Genomic DNA, 19,324 nt, shown 5'->3' on the forward strand with positions numbered 1-19,324 from the left:
TGGGGCAGCTACGACGCGTTCAAGGAAGCCTTCGTGAAGTCGGCCGTGGGCAACTTCGGTTCGGGCTGGACGTGGCTGGTGAAGAAGGCCGACGGTTCGGTGGACATCGTGAACACCGGCGCCGCGGGCACGCCGCTGACCACTGCAGACACCGCGCTGCTGACCGTGGACGTCTGGGAACACGCCTACTACATCGACTACCGCAACCTGCGCCCGAAGTTCGTCGAGACCTTCCTGGCCAAGCTGGTGAACTGGGACTTCGCGGCGAAGAACTTCGGCTGAAACTTCGGCTGATCGATCAGCCGTTGATCAGGTTCAGGATGTTCCCGTCCGGGTCCTTGAACCACGCAACCTTCATGTCGCCCATGACATGGAGGTCGCCCACGAGCTTCGTGTCGGGCATGTCGTAGTGCTCGAAGCGCACGCCCTTGGCCTTGAGGGCGGCGGCGAGGCGCTCGATGTCTCCGCCCACCTGCCAGGTGACGGCCGTCGCCTGGTTCGTTCCGGCGAACTGCGAGCGGTACACGTTAATGCGCGTGTTGCCGCTGCGGTAGACGATGACTTCGTCGCCCTCCGCATCGACCTGCGACAGGCCCAGCGTGTCTTCGTAGAAGCGGCGGGCAACCGCGAGGTCTTTCACCGCGAGATTGGCCACTGCGTTGATGTTTCCGAGCATGCGAGTCTCCTGGGTTTCCTTCGGGGAGGCCCGGCGTGCCATCGACGCATGCCGGGCTTGCCAAAAATACTCAACCATACGGTGCAGTATTTGCGTCAGACAGGGCCCTGTCAAGGCATCGGAAAATGGCACCCCGCAAGTCGATACGAGCCCCATCGCAAATGAAGAAATCCTTCTTACCCGGCTTCCGGCACACTGCACCCCCGGTGCAGTGACGACGGCAACGACTGCAACCCCGAATCGACCCCGACAAAGAGACAACCCATGATCCGCAGACACCTCGGCAAGCTGGCCCTCGCGCTGGCATTCCCCCTGGCCTTCACGGCCACCGCTCATGCACAGACCGCGGCCTACCCCGCCAAGCCCATCCGCATGGTCGTGCCCTTCCCGCCCGGCGGCGGCACCGACATCCTGGCGCGCCTGGTGGCCCAGAAGCTCACCGAGGTGAACCACTGGACCGTGGTGCCCGACAACCGCGCGGGTGCCGGCGGCACCATCGGCATCGCCGAGGCCGCGCGCGCCGCGCCCACGGGCTACGACATCGTGATGGGCCAGAAGGACAACATGGTCGTCGCGCCCTGGCTCTACAAGAACCTGAGCTACAACCCGGTGAAAGACCTCACCGCGGTGGCCCACGTGGCCTACACGCCGGTGGTGATCGTCACGCAGGCCAACTCCAAGTTCAAGACGCTCGACGACGTGGTAAAAGCCGCGCGCGCCGCGCCAGACACCGTCACCTACGGCTCGCCCGGCAACGGCACCACCATCCACCTGGCCGGCGAGATCTTCAACAGCGCCGCCAAGATCAAGATGCGCCACGTGCCCTACAAGGGCTCCAACGCGGCCATGATGGACGTGCTCGCGGGCAACGTCGACCTGATGGTGTCGTCGGTGCCCTCGGCCATGGCGCAGATCAAGGCAGGCAAGCTGCGCCCGCTGGCAGTCACCTCGGCCAGGCGCAGCACCTCGCTGCCCGACACGCCCACCGTGGCCGAGCTCGGCTACAAGGACTTCGACGTGAGCACCTGGTATGGCATCTTCGTGCCGGCCGGTACGCCGAAGGACGTGGTGACGCTGCTGAATGCCGATATCAACAAGCTGCTGGCCACGCCTGAAATGAAGGCGGCCATCATCGCGCAGGGCGCGGAGCCGCAGAGCATGACGCCGGAGCAGTTCGGCGCGCTGCTGAAGACCGACTACGAGAAGTGGAAGGGCATCGTGCAAGCCTCGGGCGCGACAATCGAATAAGCCTGCGCGCCGCAGAATGGTGCCTCCAGAACAAGCCGCAACGACGGCATGGAGACACCGATGGTTCCTTCCTTTTCCCTGAAGACAGCTGCCAGCGCGGCGGTTGTCGCCCTCGTCCAGGGCTGCGCACAGACGCCCGCGCAGAAACCTTCCGACGCAACCGTGGCTGCCCACGTCGCGGCAGCCACACAGGCCGCGGGCACCGACCTCGGTCCGCTGCTCACGCTATGCAAGCCCGCCCCAGCCACGCGTCCGCCGCAGGAGGAGCTCGACAAGGGCCTCCCGCTGCTCATCAACAAGCCGGCGCCACCGCCCGCCAGGGCCTTCGACAACCTGTATTTCGTGGGCGCCGACTGGGTCAGCGCCTGGGCCATCAAGACCTTCGACGGCATCATCCTCATCGATGCGCTCAACAACCAGATGGAGGCCGCCGCGCTGATCGAAGGCGGCATGCGCAAGCTGGGCCTCGACCCGGCGCAGATCAAGTACGTGATCGTCACGCACGGCCACGGCGACCACTACGGCGGCGCGCCCTACCTCGCGCAGAAGTACCGCGCGCGCGTGGTGATGAGCGAGGCCGACTGGACGATGACCGAGACGAAGCTGGAGTTCGCCACGCCCATCTGGGGCGCGCCGCCGAAGCGCGGCGCGGGCGACATCTCGGCAAAGGACGGCGACCGCGTCACCCTGGGCGACACCACCGTCACGCTGTACCTCACGCCGGGCCACACCATGGGCACGCTCTCCCCGGTGTTCGACGTGAGCGAGAACGGCAGGAAGCACCGCGCCATGCTCTGGGGCGGCACTGGCTTCAACTTCGGCAAGGACGTGCCTCGGCTGGACAGCTACATCGCGTCCACCCGGCGCATGGACTCCCTGGTGAAAGCACAAGGCATCGACATGATGCTGTCGAACCACTCGAACGTCGACAGCTCGCAGGCCAAGATGGCGGCGATGCGGCAGCAGCCGGCCGGCGCGGTGAACCCCTTCGTGATGGGCACGCCCACGGTGGAGCGCGCATTGAACGTGATGGGCGAATGCGCGCAGGCGCAGCGCGACAGGTTCGCGATGCAGTAGTCGCAGTTCAGTCCGGCACGAACTTCGTGTTGAAAATGGCGACGTCCGACGCATCCTCGAACGTCGCCACCTGCCCCATCTTCCCGTCGCTCAGCCTGCAGGCCGAGAACAGGCTGTAGCGGCCCTTGAAGTAGAACTCGTCCATCACGATCAGTGCGTACGGGTAAGGCACGAAGACCTGGTGCTCGAAGACGATGCGGTGCACGTTCCTCGGCGACGGAAAGAGCTTGTACTCGAGGGTGTCGATCGACTTGGCAGTAGCCATGGCGTGCGTGTCCTTCGTTTCGATCAGGCAGGGTCGCGCACGTCGGCCACGGGGTTGTTGCCGAAGTCTTCGCGCGCCAGGTACTTGAGTACCTTGGCCGCCGCAGTGGTGGGACTGTCGAGCCGGCCGTCCTCTTTCATGCTCACGAAGCGCGTGCGGTCCGGGAACTTCTCGGCCGACGCACCGCGCAGCTGCACCTGCATGTCGGTGTCGATCACGCCGGGCGCGAGAGAGACGATGCGTGCACCGTTCGTTGCATTCGCTTCCTCGAGCGCCACGGCGCGCGAGAAGTGGTCCATGCCGGCCTTGGCCGCGCAGTAAGGCGCCTGGCTGCCCATGGCGTTGCGGCCCAGGCCCGACGAGATGTTCAGCACCTTGCGTGCGCCGCGCCATTCGCGGGTCGCGCCGAGGAAGGCTGCCGTCAGCAGCATCGGCGCTTCGAGGCCGATGCGCAGGGCCAGCGAGAGCTCGGCCTCCACCGCGCTCGACAGCGGCGCGGGGTTGCCGACGGTGCCGGCGTTGTTGATGAGCGTGACGCTGTCGAAGCGTTGCGCGTCGATGGTCTTGAGCCATGCCGACACGCGGGCCGATGCGGCCACGGGGTCGGACAGGTCCTGCTCCCATTGCACGAGTTCGGCGCCGGCGGCCTTGGCTACTTCGGCAAGCGCCGGATCCTGCTTGCGCGAGATGCCCAGCACCGTGTGGCCGGCCTGCAGCAGCTGTTCGGCCATGGCACGGCCCAGGCCACGCGAGGCGCCGGTGATGAGGGTGAGGTGGGAAGCGGTCATCGGGAAGCTCTTTCTTGAACGAAGGCGGGGAGGTTAAGCGGTATCGAGAGGCCTTGGTGCTCAACCGGTACGGAACTGCTTGCGCAGGAAGCTGCGGTGGCGGGCGATGTGCTGCAGCTGCGCAGGCGCGATGGTGCCGTCGAGGTCGACCTCGTCTGCGCCGTTGAGTACTGCATTGGCATTGGCCATGGCACGCGCGACGACTTCTTCCTCGCTCACGCCGAGCTGCGCTGCGAGGTCGAGCGCCACGCGCCGCATCGCGCGCTGCGAGAGCATCCACATCGCGCCGAAGCGGTCCCACGCGAGCGCGGCCTCTTCGGACTTCTCGCGGTCGGCAAGAATTTCGCTGAGCGGCTTGGCCAGTATTTCGTTGAGCGCATCGAGCTTCTCGTTCAACGCCTCGTTGCGTTCGATGGCCTCCTGCAGCGTCGGGCCGGTGTCTTCGGCCTTCGTCTTCGGCGCCTCTGACGGTGGGATGAAAGCGGCTTCCGCGTTCGCGGGCACCACCTGGAGCTGGTCTTTGAGGGTCATGTGTTTTCCGTTTCCGCCGAGGCGTTCTTCCTGTTCGACATCGCGGTCGCGCGCAGGCCCGGCAGGTCGAGCACGCGCAGCCCACCGTACTCCACGCGGATCAGGCCCTGTGCCGAGAGGCCGTTCAGCGCCTCGTTCACGCGCTGGCGCGAAAGGCCGACCAGGTAGGCCAGTTCCTGCTGCGTGATGCGCAAGACTTCGCCCACGCCTGGGTACAGCACCGGGTTGAACAGCGACACCAGGTTGCGCGCCACGCGCGCGTCGGGGTTGTTGAGCCGGTCGATCTCCAGCGCCGCGATGAACTGGCCCAGCCGTTCGTTCAGTTGATTCATCACGAAGCGGTTGAAGCCGATGGAGTGGTCGAGCAGCCAGTGGAAGCTTTCGATCGGCAGCCCCGCCACCAGGCTGCGCCTCAGCGCCTGGATGTTGTAGCGGTAGGGCTCGCGCTTCATCACCGTGCCTTCGCCGAACCAGCCGCCGGGCGGCACACCGGTGTAGGTGACCGAGCCGCCGTCGGCGTTGTCGTTGCTCATCTTGAGCAGCCCCTCGACCACGCCGAACCAGTAGGTCGGCGAGCGGCCGACGCGGCACACCAGGTCGCCGGGCTCGGCCTCGCCCACCACCAGCGCGGCTTCGGCGCGGCGGCGCTCGGCTGGCGTGAGCGTGGGCAGCCAGGGGATGCCTTCGAGCTCAGCGGCATTGGCGGGACGCACGCGATCCTTGATCGAACCGCCGAGCACGTTGTGGTTGAGATTGCCGTGAGGCATCGGGAAACTCCGGGGAGTAGTGTCCCTAGGATTGTCGTTGGAACGACAACCGGGCGTCAAAGTGAGACCTACGATCCGCCCACTGTGCAAACAACCGCCCCCACCTTCCCCCGTCTGCTGCTCGCGCATGCCGACGCCCAACCCGAGGCGCCCGCCGTGCGCGAGAAGGATCTCGGCATCTGGCAAACCTGGACCTGGAACGCCGTGGCGCAGGAAGTGCGCGAAATGGCCTGCGGTCTCGCGAGCCTCGGCTTCAAGCCCTTCGACAACCTGGCCATCGTCGGCGCCAACCGGCCGCACCTGTACATGGCGGTGGTCGCGGCGCAAAGCCTGCGCGGCGTGCCGGTGCCGCTGTATCAGGATGCGGTGGCAAGCGAGATGGTCTTCATGCTGCAGGACGCGGCCATCGACTTCGTGATCGTCGAAGACCAGGAGCAGGTAGACAAGCTGCTCGAATGCCGCGAGCTCCAGAAAGACCAGCAGCACGGCATCCGCCACATCATCTACGACGACCCCAAGGGCCTGCGCCACTACGACCAGCCGGGCCTGATGAGCTACGAGCAACTGCGCGCACTGGGCCGCGAGTTCGACAAGGCCAACGTCGGCTACTACGACCGCGCGGTGGCCAGCGGAGAGGCTACGGATGTCGGCGTGATCCTCTACACCTCGGGCACCACCGGCCGCCCCAAGGGCGTGTGCCAGACGCATGCGAGCTTCATCGCTGCCGGCCGCGGCGGCGTGCAGACCGACAAGCTCGGCCCCGGCGACAACATCATGAGCTACCTGCCGATGGCGTGGGTGGGCGACCACCTGTTCTCCGTCGCGCAATGGCTGGTGGGCGGCTTCACGCTCAACTGCCCTGAATCGGCCGAGACGGTGATGAACGACATGCGCGAGATCGGCCCGAGCTACTACTTCGGCCCGCCGCGCACCTTCGAAGGGCTGCTCACGGCCGTGTCGATCCGCATGGAAGACGCGGCCGCGCCCAAGCGCTGGCTCTATGCGAAGTTCATGGCGCTGGCGCGGCGCGTGGGCGCGGACATTCTCAATGGCGCGCCGGTGGGCACCGGCGACCGCCTGATGTACGGCCTGGGCAACCTGCTGATCTACGGACCGCTGCGCAACGTGCTTGGCATGAGCCGCATCCGCGTGGCCTACACCGCTGGCGCTGCCATCGGGCCCGATCTGTTCCGCTTCTACCGCTCCATCGGCGTCAACCTCAAGCAGTTCTACGGCCAGACCGAGACCTGCGCGTATGTGTGCCTGCAGCAGGACGGCAAGGTCAAGCTGCAGACCGTGGGCACGGCCGCGCCGGGCATCGAACTGAAGATCGCGGAAGACGGCGAGGTGCTGGTGCGCGGCGTGTCGGTGCTCAAGGAGTACTACAAGCGCCCCGACGCCACGGCCGAAGTGCTGGATGCAAACGGCTACTTCCACACCGGCGACGCGGGCGTGCTCGACAGCGAAGGGCACCTGCGCATCATCGACCGCGCCAAGGACGTGGGCCGTCTCGTGAGCGGCGCGATCTTTGCGCCCAACTACATCGAGAACAAGCTCAAGTTCTTCCCGCAGATCAAGGAAGCCGTGTGCTTCGGCAACGCGCGAGACGAAGTGTGCGCGGCCATCAACATCGACTACGAAGCCGTCGGCAACTGGGCCGAGCGCCGCGGTCTCGCCTACGGCGGCTACGTCGACCTGGCCGGCAAGCCCGACGTGCTGGCGCTGGTGGCCGAGTGCATCGCCAAGGTGAACGCCGACCTCGCGAGCGAAGACGGCATGGGCGAGACGCAGATCGCGCGCTTCCTGGTGCTGCACAAGGAGCTCGACCCCGACGACGACGAACTGACCCGCACGCGCAAGGTGCGCCGCGGCTTCATCGCCGAGAAATACGCGGTGCTGGTGGCAGCGCTCTACGGCGGCAAGACCGAGCAGTACATCGAGACCCAGGTCAAGTTCGAGGACGGACGCACGGGGGTTGTCAGCGCCACGCTGAAGGTCGTCGAAGCGAAGACGTTTCCCATCGTGAAGGCGGCGGCATGAGCAACCGGAAGACAGGCGAGGTCATCCTCGACGTGCAGAACATCAGCTTGAGCTTCGGCGGCGTGAAGGCGCTCACGGACATCAGCTTCAACGTGCGCGAACACGAAGTGCGCGCCATCATCGGACCGAACGGCGCGGGCAAGAGCTCGATGCTCAACTGCATCAATGGCGTGTACTGGCCGCAGCAGGGCTCCATCACCTTCCGCGGCCAGACCTTCAAGCACATGAACTCGCGCCAGGTGGCCGAGATGGGCGTGGCGCGCACCTTCCAGAACCTGGCCCTGTTCAAGGGCATGAGCGTGCTCGACAACATCATGACGGGGCGCAACCTCAAGATGAAGAGCGGCCTGCTCGCACAAGCCCTGCGCTGGGGCCCCGCCGAGCGCGAGGAGCTGCGGCACCGCGAATTCGTCGAGCACATCATCGACTTCCTCGAGATCCAGGCGCACCGCAAGACGCCCGTGGGCCGCCTGCCCTACGGCCTGCAGAAGCGCGTCGACCTGGGCCGCGCGCTCGCAATGGAGCCTCAGGTGCTGCTGCTCGACGAGCCGATGGCAGGCATGAACGTGGAAGAGAAGCAGGACATGAGCCGCTTCATCCTCGACGTGAACGACGAGTTCGGCGCAACCATCGTGCTGATCGAGCACGACATGGGCGTGGTGATGGACATCTCCGACCGCGTGGTGGTGCTGGATTACGGCAAGAAGATCGGCGACGGCACGCCGGATGAAGTGCGCAACAACGAAGACGTGATCCGCGCCTACCTCGGCGTCGAGCACTGATCACGAAAGAACACGATGGGCTTTTTTCTTGAAACCCTGTTTGGCGGTCTCATGGTCGGCATGCTCTATTCGCTGATCGCCATCGGCTTCGTGCTGATCTACAAGGCCTCGGGCGTCTTCAACTTCGCGCAGGGCGCGATGGTGCTCTTCGCTGCGCTGGCCATGGCGCGCTTCTCCGAGTGGTTCCCGCTGTGGTTCGGCTTCCAGAACCAGATCCTTGCGAATATCCTGGCATTCATTGCCGCGATGGCGGTGATGGTGGTGGTGGCCTGGCTGATCGAGCGGCTCGCGCTCAGCAAGCTGGTGAACCAGGAAGGCATCACGCTGCTGATGGCCACGCTGGGCATCGCCTACTTTCTCGACGGCGTGGGCCAGACGATCTTCGGCAACGACATCTACAAGATCGACGTGGGCATGCCCAAGGAACCGCTGATGGTGCTCGAAGGCACCTTCCAGGGCGGGCTGCTTCTGAGCCAGGAAGACCTGATCGCCGCGCTGGTGGCGGCCGGCCTCGTGGTGGTGCTGGCCATCTTCTTCCAGAAGACGGCCACGGGCCGAGCGCTGCGCGCTGTGGCCGACGACCACCAGGCCGCGCAGTCCATCGGCATTCCGCTCAAGCGCATCTGGGTGATCGTGTGGTCGGTGGCCGGCTTCTCGGCGCTGGTGGCCGGGATCATCTGGGGATCGAAGCTCGGCGTGCAGTTCTCGCTCTCGCTGGTGGCGCTGAAAGCGCTGCCTGTGGTGATCCTCGGCGGGCTCACCTCGATTCCGGGCGCCATCATCGGTGGCCTGTTGATCGGCGTGGGCGAGAAGCTGTCCGAAATCTATCTCGGCCCCATGCTCGGTGGCGGCATCGAGATCTGGTTTGCCTATGTGTTGGCGTTGGTCTTCCTGCTCGTTCGGCCTCAAGGCCTGTTCGGCGAAAAAATCATCGATCGGGTCTGAGCAATGTTCTACAGAGAAAACGGTCAGTTCAAGTCGAGCTACAGGGCCGACCAGCAGATCTTTCCGATTGCGCAGGATCGCATCGCGATGCTGGTGCTGCTGCTCGTGGCGTTCGTCGTGGTGCCGCTGGGCGTGTCCGACTACTGGATGCGCGCCATCCTCACGCCCTTCCTCATCCTGTCGCTCGCGGCGCTGGGCCTCAACATCCTGGTTGGCTACTGCGGCCAGATCTCGCTGGGCACGGGCGCCTTCATGGCGGTGGGCGCATATGCGGCCTACAACTTCCAGGTGCGCATCGACGGCATGCCGCTGATCGCATCGCTGCTGCTGGGCGGCCTGTGCGCGACGGTGATCGGCGTGCTGTTCGGCATTCCGAGCCTGCGCATCAAGGGGCTGTACCTTGCTGTGGCCACGCTGGCGGCGCAGTTCTTTACCGACTGGGCCTTCCTGCGCATCCAGTGGTTCACCAACAATTCTTCATCCGGCTCGGTGAGCGTGGCGGGGCTCAACGTGTTCGGCATGCCGATCGAATCGCCGGTGCAGAAGTATCTGTTCTGCCTGCTCTTCGTGGTGGTGTTCGCGCTGCTGGCAAAGAACCTGGTGCGCAGCGCCATCGGCCGGGAGTGGATGGCGATGCGCGACATGGACGTGGCAGCCGCGGTGATCGGCATTCGCCCGGTGTACGCCAAGCTCACGGCCTTTGCGGTGAGCAGCTTCATCGTCGGCGTGGCCGGCGCGCTGTGGGGCTTCGTGCACCTGGGTGCGTGGGAGCCGGCGGCGTTCAGCATCGACCGCTCGTTCCAGCTGCTGTTCATGGTGATCATCGGCGGGCTCGGCTCGATCATGGGCAGCTTCTTCGGCGCCGCGTTCATCGTGCTGCTGCCGCTGTTTCTGAACCAGCTGCCGGGGTGGCTGGGCTTCTCGATTTCGACCGCGCTGGCCTCGCACCTGGAGACCATGATCTTCGGCGCGCTGATCGTGTTCTTCCTGATCGTCGAGCCGCATGGTCTTGCGCGGCTGTGGTCCACGGCCAAAGAGAAGCTGCGGCTCTGGCCCTTCCCTCACTGATTGATGAGTTCCCGTTCGTAAAAAACCCGGCACCGAGGTGCCCACAAAGGAGACAGGCATGAAACTGAAATCGCTCGCTCTGACCGCCGCCCTGGTGGCCAGCACCCTCGGCGCCCTGCTCGCGCCATCGCTCGCCAATGCGCAGGCCAAGGAGCAGTTCTTCCCGCTGCTGGTGTACCGCACGGGCCCCTATGCACCCAACGGCACGCCCTGGGCCAACGGCAAGCAGGACTACATCAAGCTGGTCAACGCGACCGGCGGCATCAACGGCGTGAAGATCACATACGAAGAATGCGAGACCGGCTACGCCACCGACAAGGGAGTGGAATGCTACGAGCGTCTGAAGGGCCGCCCGGGCGTTGCGCTGTTCGACCCGCAAGCCACCGGCATCACCTTCGCGCTGACCGACAAGGTGCCGACCGACAAGATCCCGCTGATCACGCTGGGCTACGGCCTGGCCGCCTCGCAGGACGGTGGTGTCTTCAAGTGGAACTTTCCGCTGATGGGCTCCTACTGGACCGCGGCCGACATCCTGATCCAGCACATCGGCAAGGCCGAAGGCGGCATGGACAAGCTCAAGGGCAAGAAGATCGCCCTCGTGTACCACGACTCGCCGTTCGGCAAGGAACCCATTCCGCTGCTGCAGGAGCGCGCCAAGCAGAACGGCTTCGAACTGTCGCTGATCCCGGTGACCGCGCCCGGCGTGGAGCAGAAGTCGGCCTGGCTGCAGGTGCGCCAACAGCGCCCTGACTTCGTTCTGCTGTGGGGCTGGGGCGTGATGAACTCCACCGCGCTGAAGGAGGCCGTGGCCACCGGCTACCCGCGCGAGAAGATGTACGGCGTGTGGTGGGCCGGCGCCGAGCCCGACGTGAAGGACGTGGGCGCCAATGCCAAGGGCTACCACGCGCTGGCGCTGAACACCTCGGGCACGCAGCCCAAGGTGATCCAGGACATCCTGAAGCAGGTGCACGACAAGGGCCAGGGCACAGGGCCGAAGGACGAAGTGGGCTCGGTGCTCTACACGCGCGGCGTGATCATCCAGATGCTGACCGTCGAGGCCGTGAAACGCGCGCAGGAGCGCTTCGGCAAGGGCAAGGTCATGACCGGCGAGCAAGTGCGCTGGGGCATGGAGAACCTTGCGCTAGACCAGAAGAAGCTCGACGCACTCGGCTTCTCGGGCGTGATGCGTCCGGTGAGCACTTCGTGCCAGGACCACATGGGCTCGACCTGGGCGCGCGTGCACACCTGGGACGGCGCGAAGTGGGGCGACATGTCCGACTGGTACCAGGCCGACGACCAGATCATCAAGCCGATGGTGAAGTCTGCTGCCGACAAGTACGCGGGCGAGAAGAAGCTGACGCGCCGCGAGGCAGCGGATTGCCAGTCTTGATGCACTGAGCGTGCCGTGGCGGCTCGCGAGAGCCGCCATTCGCAAGAACAGCACTGCGCTGCACGCGCTGTTCTTGCGAATGCTTCGGACCACACCATGAGCGAACCCAACATCCTTCTCAATGTCAACGGCATCGAGGTCATCTACAACCACGTGATCCTCGTGCTCAAGGGCGTGTCGCTCACGGTGCCCGACGGCGGCATCGTGGCGCTGCTCGGCGGCAACGGCGCGGGCAAGACGACCACGCTGCGCGCGGTGAGCAACCTGCTCGCGGGTGAGCGCGGCGCTGTCACCAAAGGCACCATCGAGCTGCGCGGGGATCGCATCGAGGCGCTTTCGCCAGCGGAGCTGGTGAAGCGCGGGCTTATCCAGGTGATGGAGGGCCGCCACTGTTTCGCCCACCTGACCATCGAAGAGAACCTGATGACCGGCGCCTACACGCGCACCGATGGCAAGGCGGCGGTGCAGCAGACGCTGGAGAAGGTCTACGCATATTTCCCGCGCCTGAAGACGCGGCGCACTTCACAGGCGGCCTACACATCGGGCGGCGAGCAGCAGATGTGCGCCATCGGCCGCGCGCTGATGGCCAACCCGAGCATGGTGCTGCTCGACGAACCTTCTATGGGCCTGGCGCCGCAGATCGTGGAGGAGGTGTTCGAGATCGTGAAAGACCTCAACACCAAGGAGCGCGTGACCTTCCTGCTGGCCGAGCAGAACACCAACATGGCGCTGCGCTACGCCGACTACGGCTACATCCTGGAGAACGGGCGCATCGTGATGGACGGCGAGGCCAAGAGCCTGCGCGAGAACGAGGACGTGAAGGAGTTCTACCTTGGCGTTGGCGGTGCGGATCGCAAGAGCTTCCGGGACGTGAAGAGCTACAAGCGGCGCAAGAGGTGGCTGGCTTGATGTATTCATGTGTCGCTGCTCGGGGTGCGATCACGCCGACAGGGGACATTCTCGGAGGGGAGCACCCGGTGTCATTCGCACGCACCCCGAACGAACGCCAGCGTGGCGAAAAACCGAACTGAAAGACAAAGGGTACGGACATGACCGACCACTACGACAAGCTCGAGATCCGCGACCCGGCCGAACGCGAGCGCGACCTGCTGGCCGCGCTACCGAAGCAGATCACACAGGCCCAGACGGCAGCACCCGCATTCGCAAAGATCCTGGACGGCGTGAAGCCCGCAGACATCACGACACGCGAGGCGCTGGCGAAACTACCGGTCACGCGCAAATCGGAATTGCTCGACCTGCAGAAGGCACGCCGCACCGACGACCCCTTCGGCGGCTTCTCGACCATCGTGCGCGGCCCGCGCATGCCGCGCGTGTTCGCGAGTCCCGGTACCATCTACGAGCCTGAGGGCGAAGCGCGCGACTACTGGCGCACCGCTCGGGCATTGCATGCGGCGGGCTTTCGCAGCGGCGAACTCATTCACAACAGCTTCAGCTATCACATGACGCCCGCCGGCTCGATCATGGAAAGCGGCGCACGTGCCATGGGCTGCACCGTGTTTGCGGGCGGCACCGGGCAGACCGAGCAGCAACTCGAAGCCATGGTCGACCTGAAGCCCGAAGGCTATGCGGGTACGCCGAGCTTCCTGAAGATATTGCTGGAGAAGGCCGAGGAGAAAGGGCAGAAGCTGCCCTCGCTCACCAAGGCGCTCGTCTCCGGCGAAGCCTTTCCACCCAGCCTGCACGACTGGATTGCCGCGCACGGCGTGAAAGGCACGCAGTGCTATGCCACTGCCGACCTGGGCCTGATCGCCTACGAGACCAGCGCGCGCGAAGGCCTGGTGATCGACGAAGGCGTGCTGGTCGAGATCGTGCGGCCCGGCACCGGCGACCCGGTGCCCGATGGTGAGGTCGGCGAGATCGTCGTCACCACCTTCAACCCCGACTACCCGCTGGTGCGCTTCGGCACCGGCGACCTCTCTGCCGTGCTCGCGGGCACCTGCCCCACCGGCCGCACCAACAAGCGTATCAAGGGCTGGCTCGGCCGCGCCGACCAGACCACCAAGGTGCGCGGCATGTTCGTGCATCCCTCGCAGGTGGCCGAGATCGCGCGGCGCTTTCCCGAAGTGCAGCGCGCGCGGCTCATCGTGTCCGGCGAGATGGGCGACGACAAGATGACGCTGCAGCTCGAATGCGCGGGCCCGGCGCCCGAAGGGCTCGAGGACCGCGTGAGCGCGGTGATCCGCGAAGTGACCAAGCTGCGTGGCGAGGTCGTCGTCGTGGGTGCGGGCGGTCTGCCCAACGACGGCAAGGTGATCGAGGACGCGCGCAGCTACAAGTAGCCAGTCAGTAGCGGCGGTACAGCCAGCGCGTGGCGGCACGCATCAACACCACCACGAGCACCGAATAGACCAGCACGAGCGCCAGGGCGAAACCGATGAGGCCGCCCGCGTTGTCGAAGCTGTGCGACCACGTCGCCAGCATCACCCAGGCCAATGCGATGGCGATGCAGCTGACCTGCACCAGCACGAAGGCCAGGGCCGCGGCCGCCACGGCCCTGAAAGGCCGCACCCGCGCGAGCCCGGCATTGGCGCCCAGCCAGCCGCCCCAGAACGCGAGCGCGAAGGCCACCAATGGCGGCAGCATCCAGGCGATCAGCAGTTCGAGCCCATCCATGCCGCGCGCGACGGATGTCCAGCGGCTCACGACCACGCCGCTCCACATCTGCAGCGATGCGAACACCGCGGCACCAACCAGTGCCACGGCACGGCGTGGCGATGCACCGATTGCTTCATCGTCGTCCTGCTGCTGCGCATCGGAAGGCGCAGCACTGCCCGCCCTCAGCGCGAACCAGGCCGAGACCCACACGCCGAGCACGAGCAATATCAACTGGGCGACGGACTGCAAGACCGTGAACAACGCCATCGCCGCGCTCATGGACGTCGAGCCGAAAAAATCATGCAGGCGGCCGCCCGGCATGAAGAGCAGTTGCACTTCGTAGAACAGCGGGCTCAGTAAGTAGAAGTTGAGCACCAGCACCGCGATGTACACCGCGGCGTAGCGGATGCGGGGTTGGGGCAGCCGCGCCACGCTGCCAACGCCGCGCTTTTCGAGCGCATTGCGCCCGTGACTCCAGGCCAGCGCCGCCGCCAGCACCCAGGCCATGCCGATGCTGAACACCATCGGTATCCACACGCCCGGCAGGGCATAGGTGCTGCGCAGCTGCTCGCCGTGGGGCGAATCGGGCCAGAGCTGGATGGCCATGTTGACCAGCACCATCGCGGCATCGATGGCCACGGTGACGAGCGCAAGATCGCGCGGCAGGCGCTGCGCGCTTGCGGGGGAAGGGGTCGTCGTCATGGGAATGCTTTTTCTCGCTTTACATGGCGCATGCGGTGGCATGCGCGGAAGAAGCAAGGGTATCGGATGACGACGCGAACCTAAGGGCTATTCGCTATAGGTCAGGCAGCAGTCAGCCTTTAAGATCGCGGCGTTTTTATTACCCCCTCCCGGAGACGACATGAAGAAACTGTTCGCCCTCGCGGCGATTGCCGCCGCAGCCGCCGGTGCTCACGCCCAGGACTTTCCCGCGGGCAAGACCGTTACGCTGGTGGTGCCTTTCGCAGCCGGCGGCCCGACCGACCGTGTCGCACGAGATCTGGCGGAGGCCATGCAGAAGACGCTCGGCACCACGATCGTGGTGGACAACACCGCGGGCGCGGGCAGTTCCATCGGCACCGCCAAGGTGGCGCGCGCCAACCCCGACGGCTACACGCTGCTGCTGAACCACATCGGCATGTCGACGATGCCGGCGCTGTATCGCAAGCTGCCCTTCAACGTCGAGACCGACTTCGAATACCTGGGCATGGTCAACGAAGTGCCGATGACGCTGATCGGCAAGCCCGGCCTGCCCGCCAACAACTACAAGGAACTGACGACCTGGATCGCGGCCAACAAGGGCAAGATCAATCTGGGCAACGCCGGCCTGGGCGCTGCGTCGCACCTGTGCGGCCTGCTGTTCCAGAGCGCGATCAAGGTCGAGATGACGCCCGTGCCGTACAAGGGCACGGCCCCGGCCATCGCCGACCTGCTGGGCGGCCAGATCGACCTGCTGTGCGACCAGACGACCAACACCACGTCGCAGATCGAGGCCAAGAAGGTCAAGGCCTATGCCGTGACCACCGCCAAGCGCCTGACCACTCCCGCGCTGAAAGACCTGCCGACGCTGGACGAGTCGGGCCTGAAGGGCTTCGAAGTGACGATCTGGCACGGCATGTACGCGCCCAAGGGCACGCCCGCGCCGGTGCTGAAGAAGCTCAACGAAGCCATCAAGGCCGCGATGAAGGACCCGGGCTTCATCAAGCGCGAAGAAGCGCTGGGCGCCGTGATCACGACCGACAAGCGCGTCGAGCCGGCGGAGCACAAGAAGTTCGTCTCGGCTGAAATCGCGAAGTGGGGTCCGATCATCAAGGCTGCCGGCGTGTACGCCGACTGATCGATTCACCGCAGCCACAAGCAGCCGCAAGGCCGCCTGCGCCCCCCGGGCCAGGCGGCTTTTTTCGTTATGCTGGCCGGGATTTTTCTTCCACCCTCCCGCCCCTTTCGCCCTCTCCCATGCGTTTTCGCAGCGCGGCCTTTCCGGTCTTCCTGGCCCTGCTGGCGCATGACGGCATGGCCCAGCCGCAGACGCTGCTGTGGGTCTGGGACCGGCCCCAGCTTTTCTCCGCGCTGCCAGAAGGCGCGGGCGTGGCCTACCTGCATGCCACGGTGCAGCTGAGCGGCGAGCGCAGCCGCACGAGCTGGCGTCAGTGGCCGCTGCGCATCGCGCCGGGCGCTACCACCGTGGTGCCGGTGGTCCATGTTTCACTCGACAACCTCGCGCCTTCGCCCGTCAACGACGCGCAGCAGGAGGCCATTGCCGCCGCCATCGAACATGCCGCGAAGCACGGCAACCGCTCGGGCTGGGTGCAGCTCGACTTCGAGGCGCGCCACAGCCAGCGCGAGGCGTATGTCGCGCTGCTGCGGCGGCTGCAGCCGGTGCGCGCCGGCGGCGTGCGGCTCTCGGCCACGGCGCTCGCCTCATGGTGCATGAGCGATCCGTGGCTGCCTGCCGGCCTGCTCGACGAGATCGTGCCGATGTACTTCCGCATGGGGGCGGAATCAGCGCGCATTCGCCAGCGGCTCGACGCGACGGGCGCGGCCACGGTGCCGGCCTGCCGCGACGCGGCGGGGCTGATGCTCGGCGAGGCATGGCCCGTGCTCGGCAGCGTGAAGCGGCGCTACGTGTTCCACGCGGGCGCATGGAAGAACGAAGACTTCGAACAACTCGGCAACAGGGATTCGCATAAATGATTCTTTCAACAGCAAACGCGATGCGCGCCGGCGCCAGGCTGCTTGCAATGGCCGCGCTGCTCGGCAGCGCTCTCGCGGCTCATGCCAGCGGCGGCGGCGACCCCGAGGACCTGTTCTTCGCCACCACCCGGCCCGACCAGCCGGTGCGCGAGTTCGTCGAGCGGCCCGCGGGCTACTACACCGACTACCTTGTGCCCTACCAGGTGCTCTGGTACTGGCGCCTGCACGGCCAGCCGTTCTCTTCCGACGCCGTGCGGGCCTTCTCCGATCTGCTGGAGAAGCTGCCGCGAGAGGACAACGGCATGGCCGAAACGGACGACGCCTGGATCGAATGGCGAAAAGCGCGCGACGACGCCAATGCGAAGCTCGATCCCCAGTCGCCCCGCGACAGGCCTGCCCTGCTGGCGCCATCGCAGCAGCAGCCGAAATGGAACGCCAGCAGCCTGCAGGCGAACCCCAACTGCTTCTACGGCGATGCCTTCCGCAACGCCACGAAGACGCTGGCCCAGCGCATGACACGCGCCGCCGGCGACAAGGCGGCCACCCCCTACGTGCGGCATTGGCTGCAGGCACAAGACGCGGTGTTCGACACCTGCAACAAGGAGCCCGGCACCATCCCCGAACTGCCACCCCGCGCCCCCGCCTGGCTGCAGGCCGACCATGCCTACCAGCTGGCCGCACAGCGCTTCTACGCCGACGATCTCGACGAGGCCGACACCGCGTTCACCGAGATCGCGGCCGACAAGGCCAGCCCCTGGCGCGACCTCGCGGCCTACATGCGGCTGCGCGTGCTGGCGCGGCAGAACCCGGGCGGCGAGCCGTCTTTCTCGGAACGGGACGACGTCGGCAAGGAAAGCCCCGAGGCGCTGAAGCAGCAGGCCGAACTCACCAAAGCGGTCGATGCCATCGCGCTGCCGCTGCTGAAGAACCCGCGCCTGCAGGCGCTGCATCCGTCGGTGCACCGGCTGGCCGAGGCACTGCGCATCCGCTACCTCACACCCGGCACGCGCCTGCAGCGCCTGGCCGACAGCCTGAAGACCATGGGCGCACCCGATGTCGCCGCCGCCAGGCTGCTGTTGCTGAACCACGAGTTCCGCTACTGCATGATGGCCGGTTGTTCGTACGCAGGCCCGGATCAGAAGTCGGATCTCGTGCAGTGGCTCAACACGGTGCGCGGCTTCAACGGTCCGGCGAGCGGCATCACCGCCCAGGACAAGTGGCGCGAGAAGTTCAGCTGGAGCAACTACCAGCGCACGCACGACCTCGCCTGGCTGATGGCCGCGGCAAGCCTGGTGCCCGTGAGCACCGCCACCGACGACAAGCGCGAGGCCGAACTGCAGGCCGCATTGGCGGCCGTGCCCGAAGACCACCTCGCACGCTTCGCCGCCACCCAGCTGCGCGCCCAGCGCCTGTTTGCCCAGGGCCGCTTCAAGGAGACGCGTGAACTGGTCGCCAGTGCAGCCGATTCGCCCTTGATCGCACACAGCCTCTCGGGCCAGAACCTCGTGAAGGCGCTGCTGCTGCCCACGGCCTCGTCGGAAGAGGAATGGCGCCGCCTGGCGATCCGCCTGGTGGTTGCTCGCCGCGACCCCGAGGCGATGGAAGCCAAACCCAATGCGGTGCCGCTGGCCAGCACCTTCGACGACGACGCGACGCGCTTCCTGAACACGCGCGCGCCGCTCGCAATGTGGCTGCGGCTCGCGGCCGACCCGGCGCTCTCGCCCGCGCTGCGCGACTCCCTGCTGGAGACCGCATGGACCCGCGCCGTGCTGGCCGAGGACTACGCCAGCGCTCGCCGCGCTGCGCAGATGCGTATCGCGTCACCGTCGCAGGGGGCTACCGCCAAGGGGCCGGACATGATCGCCGGCATCCGCCGCTCGATGGCGCTGTCGGTCACTGACACCGCCGCCTGGCGTCACCTGCTGCTGGAGCGCATGGCAAGCACCACCGAGGTGCTGTTGCCGCCGCACTGGCCCGTGGCAGACGGCATCCGGCCCACGCCGCTCAAGCCCTGGCTCGAACCGGCGTACGACCGCAGCATGGCCACCGGCAGCTACAGCAAGTGGTGCCGCCCGCTCGGCGTGATGACCACCGGCCCGCAGGCCGCCACGGCTGCCGATTTCGAGATGCCCGAGTTCCTGCCGCAAGAAGAGCGCGCGCAACAGGCCGCGCTGGTCGCAAAGTTGCGCGCCATTCCGCAGGACTCGATCTACTTCACCCAGGAAAGCCTGGCGCTGATGCAGCGCAACCGCGCTGATCCGCTGGTGCCGCAGGCGCTATCGGTCGCGGTGAAGATGGCGCGCTACGCCTGCCCGGACAAGGCGGTGGGCGACTGGTCGCGCAAGGGCCTTCAGACCCTGCACGCGAAATACCCGGATTCGACCTGGGCCGCCAGCACCCAGTACTGGTACGGCGGCCGGTAGCCAAGGAGAGAGCG

General features: G+C 66.2%; 19 protein-coding genes. 13 read left to right on the plus strand and 6 right to left on the minus strand.

Going from position 1 to position 19,324, the window contains the following annotated elements:
• Positions 1–282, plus strand: a 282-nt coding sequence (locus tag BLW48_RS09115) for a superoxide dismutase (RefSeq protein ID WP_218137499.1), incomplete at its 5' end; no start/stop codon positions are given.
• Between the two features lie 16 nt (positions 283–298).
• On the opposite strand, the gene BLW48_RS09120 is transcribed toward BLW48_RS09115, so the two are convergent.
• Positions 299–676: a VOC family protein gene (locus tag BLW48_RS09120; protein ID WP_093174189.1), complete on the minus strand. Its 378-nt coding sequence runs from the start codon at positions 674–676 to the stop codon at positions 299–301.
• A gap of 264 nt (positions 677–940) precedes the next feature.
• Here BLW48_RS09120 and BLW48_RS09125 point away from each other — a divergent pair, with 264 nt between their 5' ends.
• Positions 941–1,924 carry a Bug family tripartite tricarboxylate transporter substrate binding protein gene (locus BLW48_RS09125; protein WP_093174191.1) on the plus strand — a complete coding sequence of 328 codons (984 nt, stop codon included), beginning with the start codon at positions 941–943 and terminating at the stop codon, positions 1,922–1,924.
• Positions 1,925–1,984: 60 nt separating this feature from the next.
• Entirely contained in the window at positions 1,985–3,001 is a 1,017-nt protein-coding gene (locus tag BLW48_RS09130) for an MBL fold metallo-hydrolase (protein WP_093174193.1), read from the plus strand.
• A 7-nt stretch (positions 3,002–3,008) separates the two neighbouring features.
• On the opposite strand, the gene BLW48_RS09135 is transcribed toward BLW48_RS09130, so the two are convergent.
• The 4 genes from BLW48_RS09135 to BLW48_RS09150 are packed head-to-tail and all read right to left on the minus strand — an operon-like array spanning position 3,009 to position 5,352.
• A complete protein-coding gene (locus BLW48_RS09135) occupies positions 3,009–3,266 on the minus strand; it encodes a hypothetical protein (protein ID WP_093174195.1) in 258 nt (85 codons plus the stop codon).
• 23 nt (positions 3,267–3,289) lie between these two features.
• Positions 3,290–4,054: an SDR family NAD(P)-dependent oxidoreductase gene (locus BLW48_RS09140; protein ID WP_093174197.1), complete on the minus strand. Its 765-nt coding sequence runs from the start codon at positions 4,052–4,054 to the stop codon at positions 3,290–3,292.
• A 60-nt stretch (positions 4,055–4,114) separates the two neighbouring features.
• Positions 4,115–4,585 carry a hypothetical protein gene (locus BLW48_RS09145; protein WP_093174199.1) on the minus strand — a complete coding sequence of 157 codons (471 nt, stop codon included), beginning with the start codon at positions 4,583–4,585 and terminating at the stop codon, positions 4,115–4,117.
• Positions 4,582–5,352: a Crp/Fnr family transcriptional regulator gene (locus tag BLW48_RS09150; RefSeq protein WP_093059323.1), complete on the minus strand. Its 771-nt coding sequence runs from the start codon at positions 5,350–5,352 to the stop codon at positions 4,582–4,584. Before BLW48_RS09150 ends, BLW48_RS09145 begins: the two co-directional genes overlap by 4 nt.
• Positions 5,353–5,436: 84 nt before the next feature.
• On the opposite strand from BLW48_RS09150, the gene BLW48_RS09155 reads away from it, so the two are divergent.
• From BLW48_RS09155 to BLW48_RS09185, 7 genes are all read left to right on the plus strand, one after another.
• Positions 5,437–7,392, plus strand: coding sequence for an AMP-binding protein (locus BLW48_RS09155; RefSeq protein ID WP_093174201.1), 1,956 nt, complete (start codon positions 5,437–5,439; stop codon positions 7,390–7,392).
• Positions 7,389–8,174 (plus strand): ABC transporter ATP-binding protein, encoded by a 786-nt coding sequence (locus tag BLW48_RS09160; RefSeq protein ID WP_093174203.1) that lies wholly within the window; start codon positions 7,389–7,391, stop codon positions 8,172–8,174. The genes BLW48_RS09155 and BLW48_RS09160 overlap by 4 nt, the downstream gene beginning before the upstream one ends.
• Positions 8,175–8,189: 15 nt before the next feature.
• Complete coding sequence (locus BLW48_RS09165; RefSeq protein ID WP_093174205.1) at positions 8,190–9,119, plus strand: branched-chain amino acid ABC transporter permease; 930 nt, start codon at positions 8,190–8,192, stop codon at positions 9,117–9,119.
• 3 nt (positions 9,120–9,122) lie between these two features.
• A complete protein-coding gene (locus tag BLW48_RS09170; RefSeq protein WP_093174207.1) occupies positions 9,123–10,187 on the plus strand; it encodes a branched-chain amino acid ABC transporter permease in 1,065 nt (354 codons plus the stop codon).
• Between the two features lie 58 nt (positions 10,188–10,245).
• Positions 10,246–11,577 carry an ABC transporter substrate-binding protein gene (locus tag BLW48_RS09175; RefSeq protein ID WP_093059333.1) on the plus strand — a complete coding sequence of 444 codons (1,332 nt, stop codon included), beginning with the start codon at positions 10,246–10,248 and terminating at the stop codon, positions 11,575–11,577.
• Positions 11,578–11,673: 96 nt separating this feature from the next.
• Entirely contained in the window at positions 11,674–12,486 is an 813-nt protein-coding gene (locus BLW48_RS09180; protein ID WP_093059335.1) for an ABC transporter ATP-binding protein, read from the plus strand.
• Between the two features lie 140 nt (positions 12,487–12,626).
• Positions 12,627–13,877: a phenylacetate--CoA ligase family protein gene (locus BLW48_RS09185; RefSeq protein WP_093174209.1), complete on the plus strand. Its 1,251-nt coding sequence runs from the start codon at positions 12,627–12,629 to the stop codon at positions 13,875–13,877.
• 4 nt (positions 13,878–13,881) lie between these two features.
• Here BLW48_RS09185 and BLW48_RS09190 read toward each other — a convergent pair whose 3' ends face one another.
• Positions 13,882–14,895, minus strand: a complete 1,014-nt coding sequence (locus BLW48_RS09190) for a hypothetical protein (RefSeq protein ID WP_093174211.1) — start codon at positions 14,893–14,895, stop codon at positions 13,882–13,884.
• 160 nt (positions 14,896–15,055) lie between these two features.
• Between BLW48_RS09190 and BLW48_RS09195 the strand changes: the two genes are divergently transcribed.
• From BLW48_RS09195 to BLW48_RS09205, 3 genes are all read left to right on the plus strand, one after another.
• Positions 15,056–16,030, plus strand: coding sequence for a tripartite tricarboxylate transporter substrate-binding protein (locus BLW48_RS09195; RefSeq protein ID WP_093076125.1), 975 nt, complete (start codon positions 15,056–15,058; stop codon positions 16,028–16,030).
• Positions 16,031–16,149: 119 nt separating this feature from the next.
• Positions 16,150–16,887 carry a hypothetical protein gene (locus tag BLW48_RS09200; protein ID WP_093174213.1) on the plus strand — a complete coding sequence of 246 codons (738 nt, stop codon included), beginning with the start codon at positions 16,150–16,152 and terminating at the stop codon, positions 16,885–16,887.
• Complete coding sequence (locus BLW48_RS09205) at positions 16,884–19,310, plus strand: hypothetical protein (RefSeq protein ID WP_143047736.1); 2,427 nt, start codon at positions 16,884–16,886, stop codon at positions 19,308–19,310. The genes BLW48_RS09200 and BLW48_RS09205 overlap by 4 nt, the downstream gene beginning before the upstream one ends.
• Positions 19,311–19,324 lie beyond the last annotated feature (14 nt).

Source organism: Variovorax sp. YR266 (assembly GCF_900107295.1).
Taxonomy (GTDB): domain Bacteria; phylum Pseudomonadota; class Gammaproteobacteria; order Burkholderiales; family Burkholderiaceae_C; genus Variovorax.

What these genes read in the sequence shown, in the direction of transcription:
- BLW48_RS09120 (WP_093174189.1), bottom strand. Translation starts at nt 676, where the DNA reads ATGCTCGGAAACATCAACGCAGTGGCCAATCTCGCGGTGAAAGACCTC.
- BLW48_RS09125 (WP_093174191.1), top strand. Translation starts at nt 941, where the DNA reads ATGATCCGCAGACACCTCGGCAAGCTGGCCCTCGCGCTGGCATTCCCC.
- BLW48_RS09130 (WP_093174193.1), top strand. Translation starts at nt 1,985, where the DNA reads ATGGTTCCTTCCTTTTCCCTGAAGACAGCTGCCAGCGCGGCGGTTGTC.
- BLW48_RS09135 (WP_093174195.1), bottom strand. Translation starts at nt 3,266, where the DNA reads ATGGCTACTGCCAAGTCGATCGACACCCTCGAGTACAAGCTCTTTCCG.
- BLW48_RS09140 (WP_093174197.1), bottom strand. Translation starts at nt 4,054, where the DNA reads ATGACCGCTTCCCACCTCACCCTCATCACCGGCGCCTCGCGTGGCCTG.
- BLW48_RS09145 (WP_093174199.1), bottom strand. Translation starts at nt 4,585, where the DNA reads ATGACCCTCAAAGACCAGCTCCAGGTGGTGCCCGCGAACGCGGAAGCC.
- BLW48_RS09150 (WP_093059323.1), bottom strand. Translation starts at nt 5,352, where the DNA reads ATGCCTCACGGCAATCTCAACCACAACGTGCTCGGCGGTTCGATCAAG.
- BLW48_RS09160 (WP_093174203.1), top strand. Translation starts at nt 7,389, where the DNA reads ATGAGCAACCGGAAGACAGGCGAGGTCATCCTCGACGTGCAGAACATC.
- BLW48_RS09165 (WP_093174205.1), top strand. Translation starts at nt 8,190, where the DNA reads ATGGGCTTTTTTCTTGAAACCCTGTTTGGCGGTCTCATGGTCGGCATG.
- BLW48_RS09170 (WP_093174207.1), top strand. Translation starts at nt 9,123, where the DNA reads ATGTTCTACAGAGAAAACGGTCAGTTCAAGTCGAGCTACAGGGCCGAC.
- BLW48_RS09175 (WP_093059333.1), top strand. Translation starts at nt 10,246, where the DNA reads ATGAAACTGAAATCGCTCGCTCTGACCGCCGCCCTGGTGGCCAGCACC.
- BLW48_RS09180 (WP_093059335.1), top strand. Translation starts at nt 11,674, where the DNA reads ATGAGCGAACCCAACATCCTTCTCAATGTCAACGGCATCGAGGTCATC.
- BLW48_RS09185 (WP_093174209.1), top strand. Translation starts at nt 12,627, where the DNA reads ATGACCGACCACTACGACAAGCTCGAGATCCGCGACCCGGCCGAACGC.
- BLW48_RS09190 (WP_093174211.1), bottom strand. Translation starts at nt 14,895, where the DNA reads ATGACGACGACCCCTTCCCCCGCAAGCGCGCAGCGCCTGCCGCGCGAT.
- BLW48_RS09195 (WP_093076125.1), top strand. Translation starts at nt 15,056, where the DNA reads ATGAAGAAACTGTTCGCCCTCGCGGCGATTGCCGCCGCAGCCGCCGGT.
- BLW48_RS09200 (WP_093174213.1), top strand. Translation starts at nt 16,150, where the DNA reads ATGCGTTTTCGCAGCGCGGCCTTTCCGGTCTTCCTGGCCCTGCTGGCG.
- BLW48_RS09205 (WP_143047736.1), top strand. Translation starts at nt 16,884, where the DNA reads ATGATTCTTTCAACAGCAAACGCGATGCGCGCCGGCGCCAGGCTGCTT.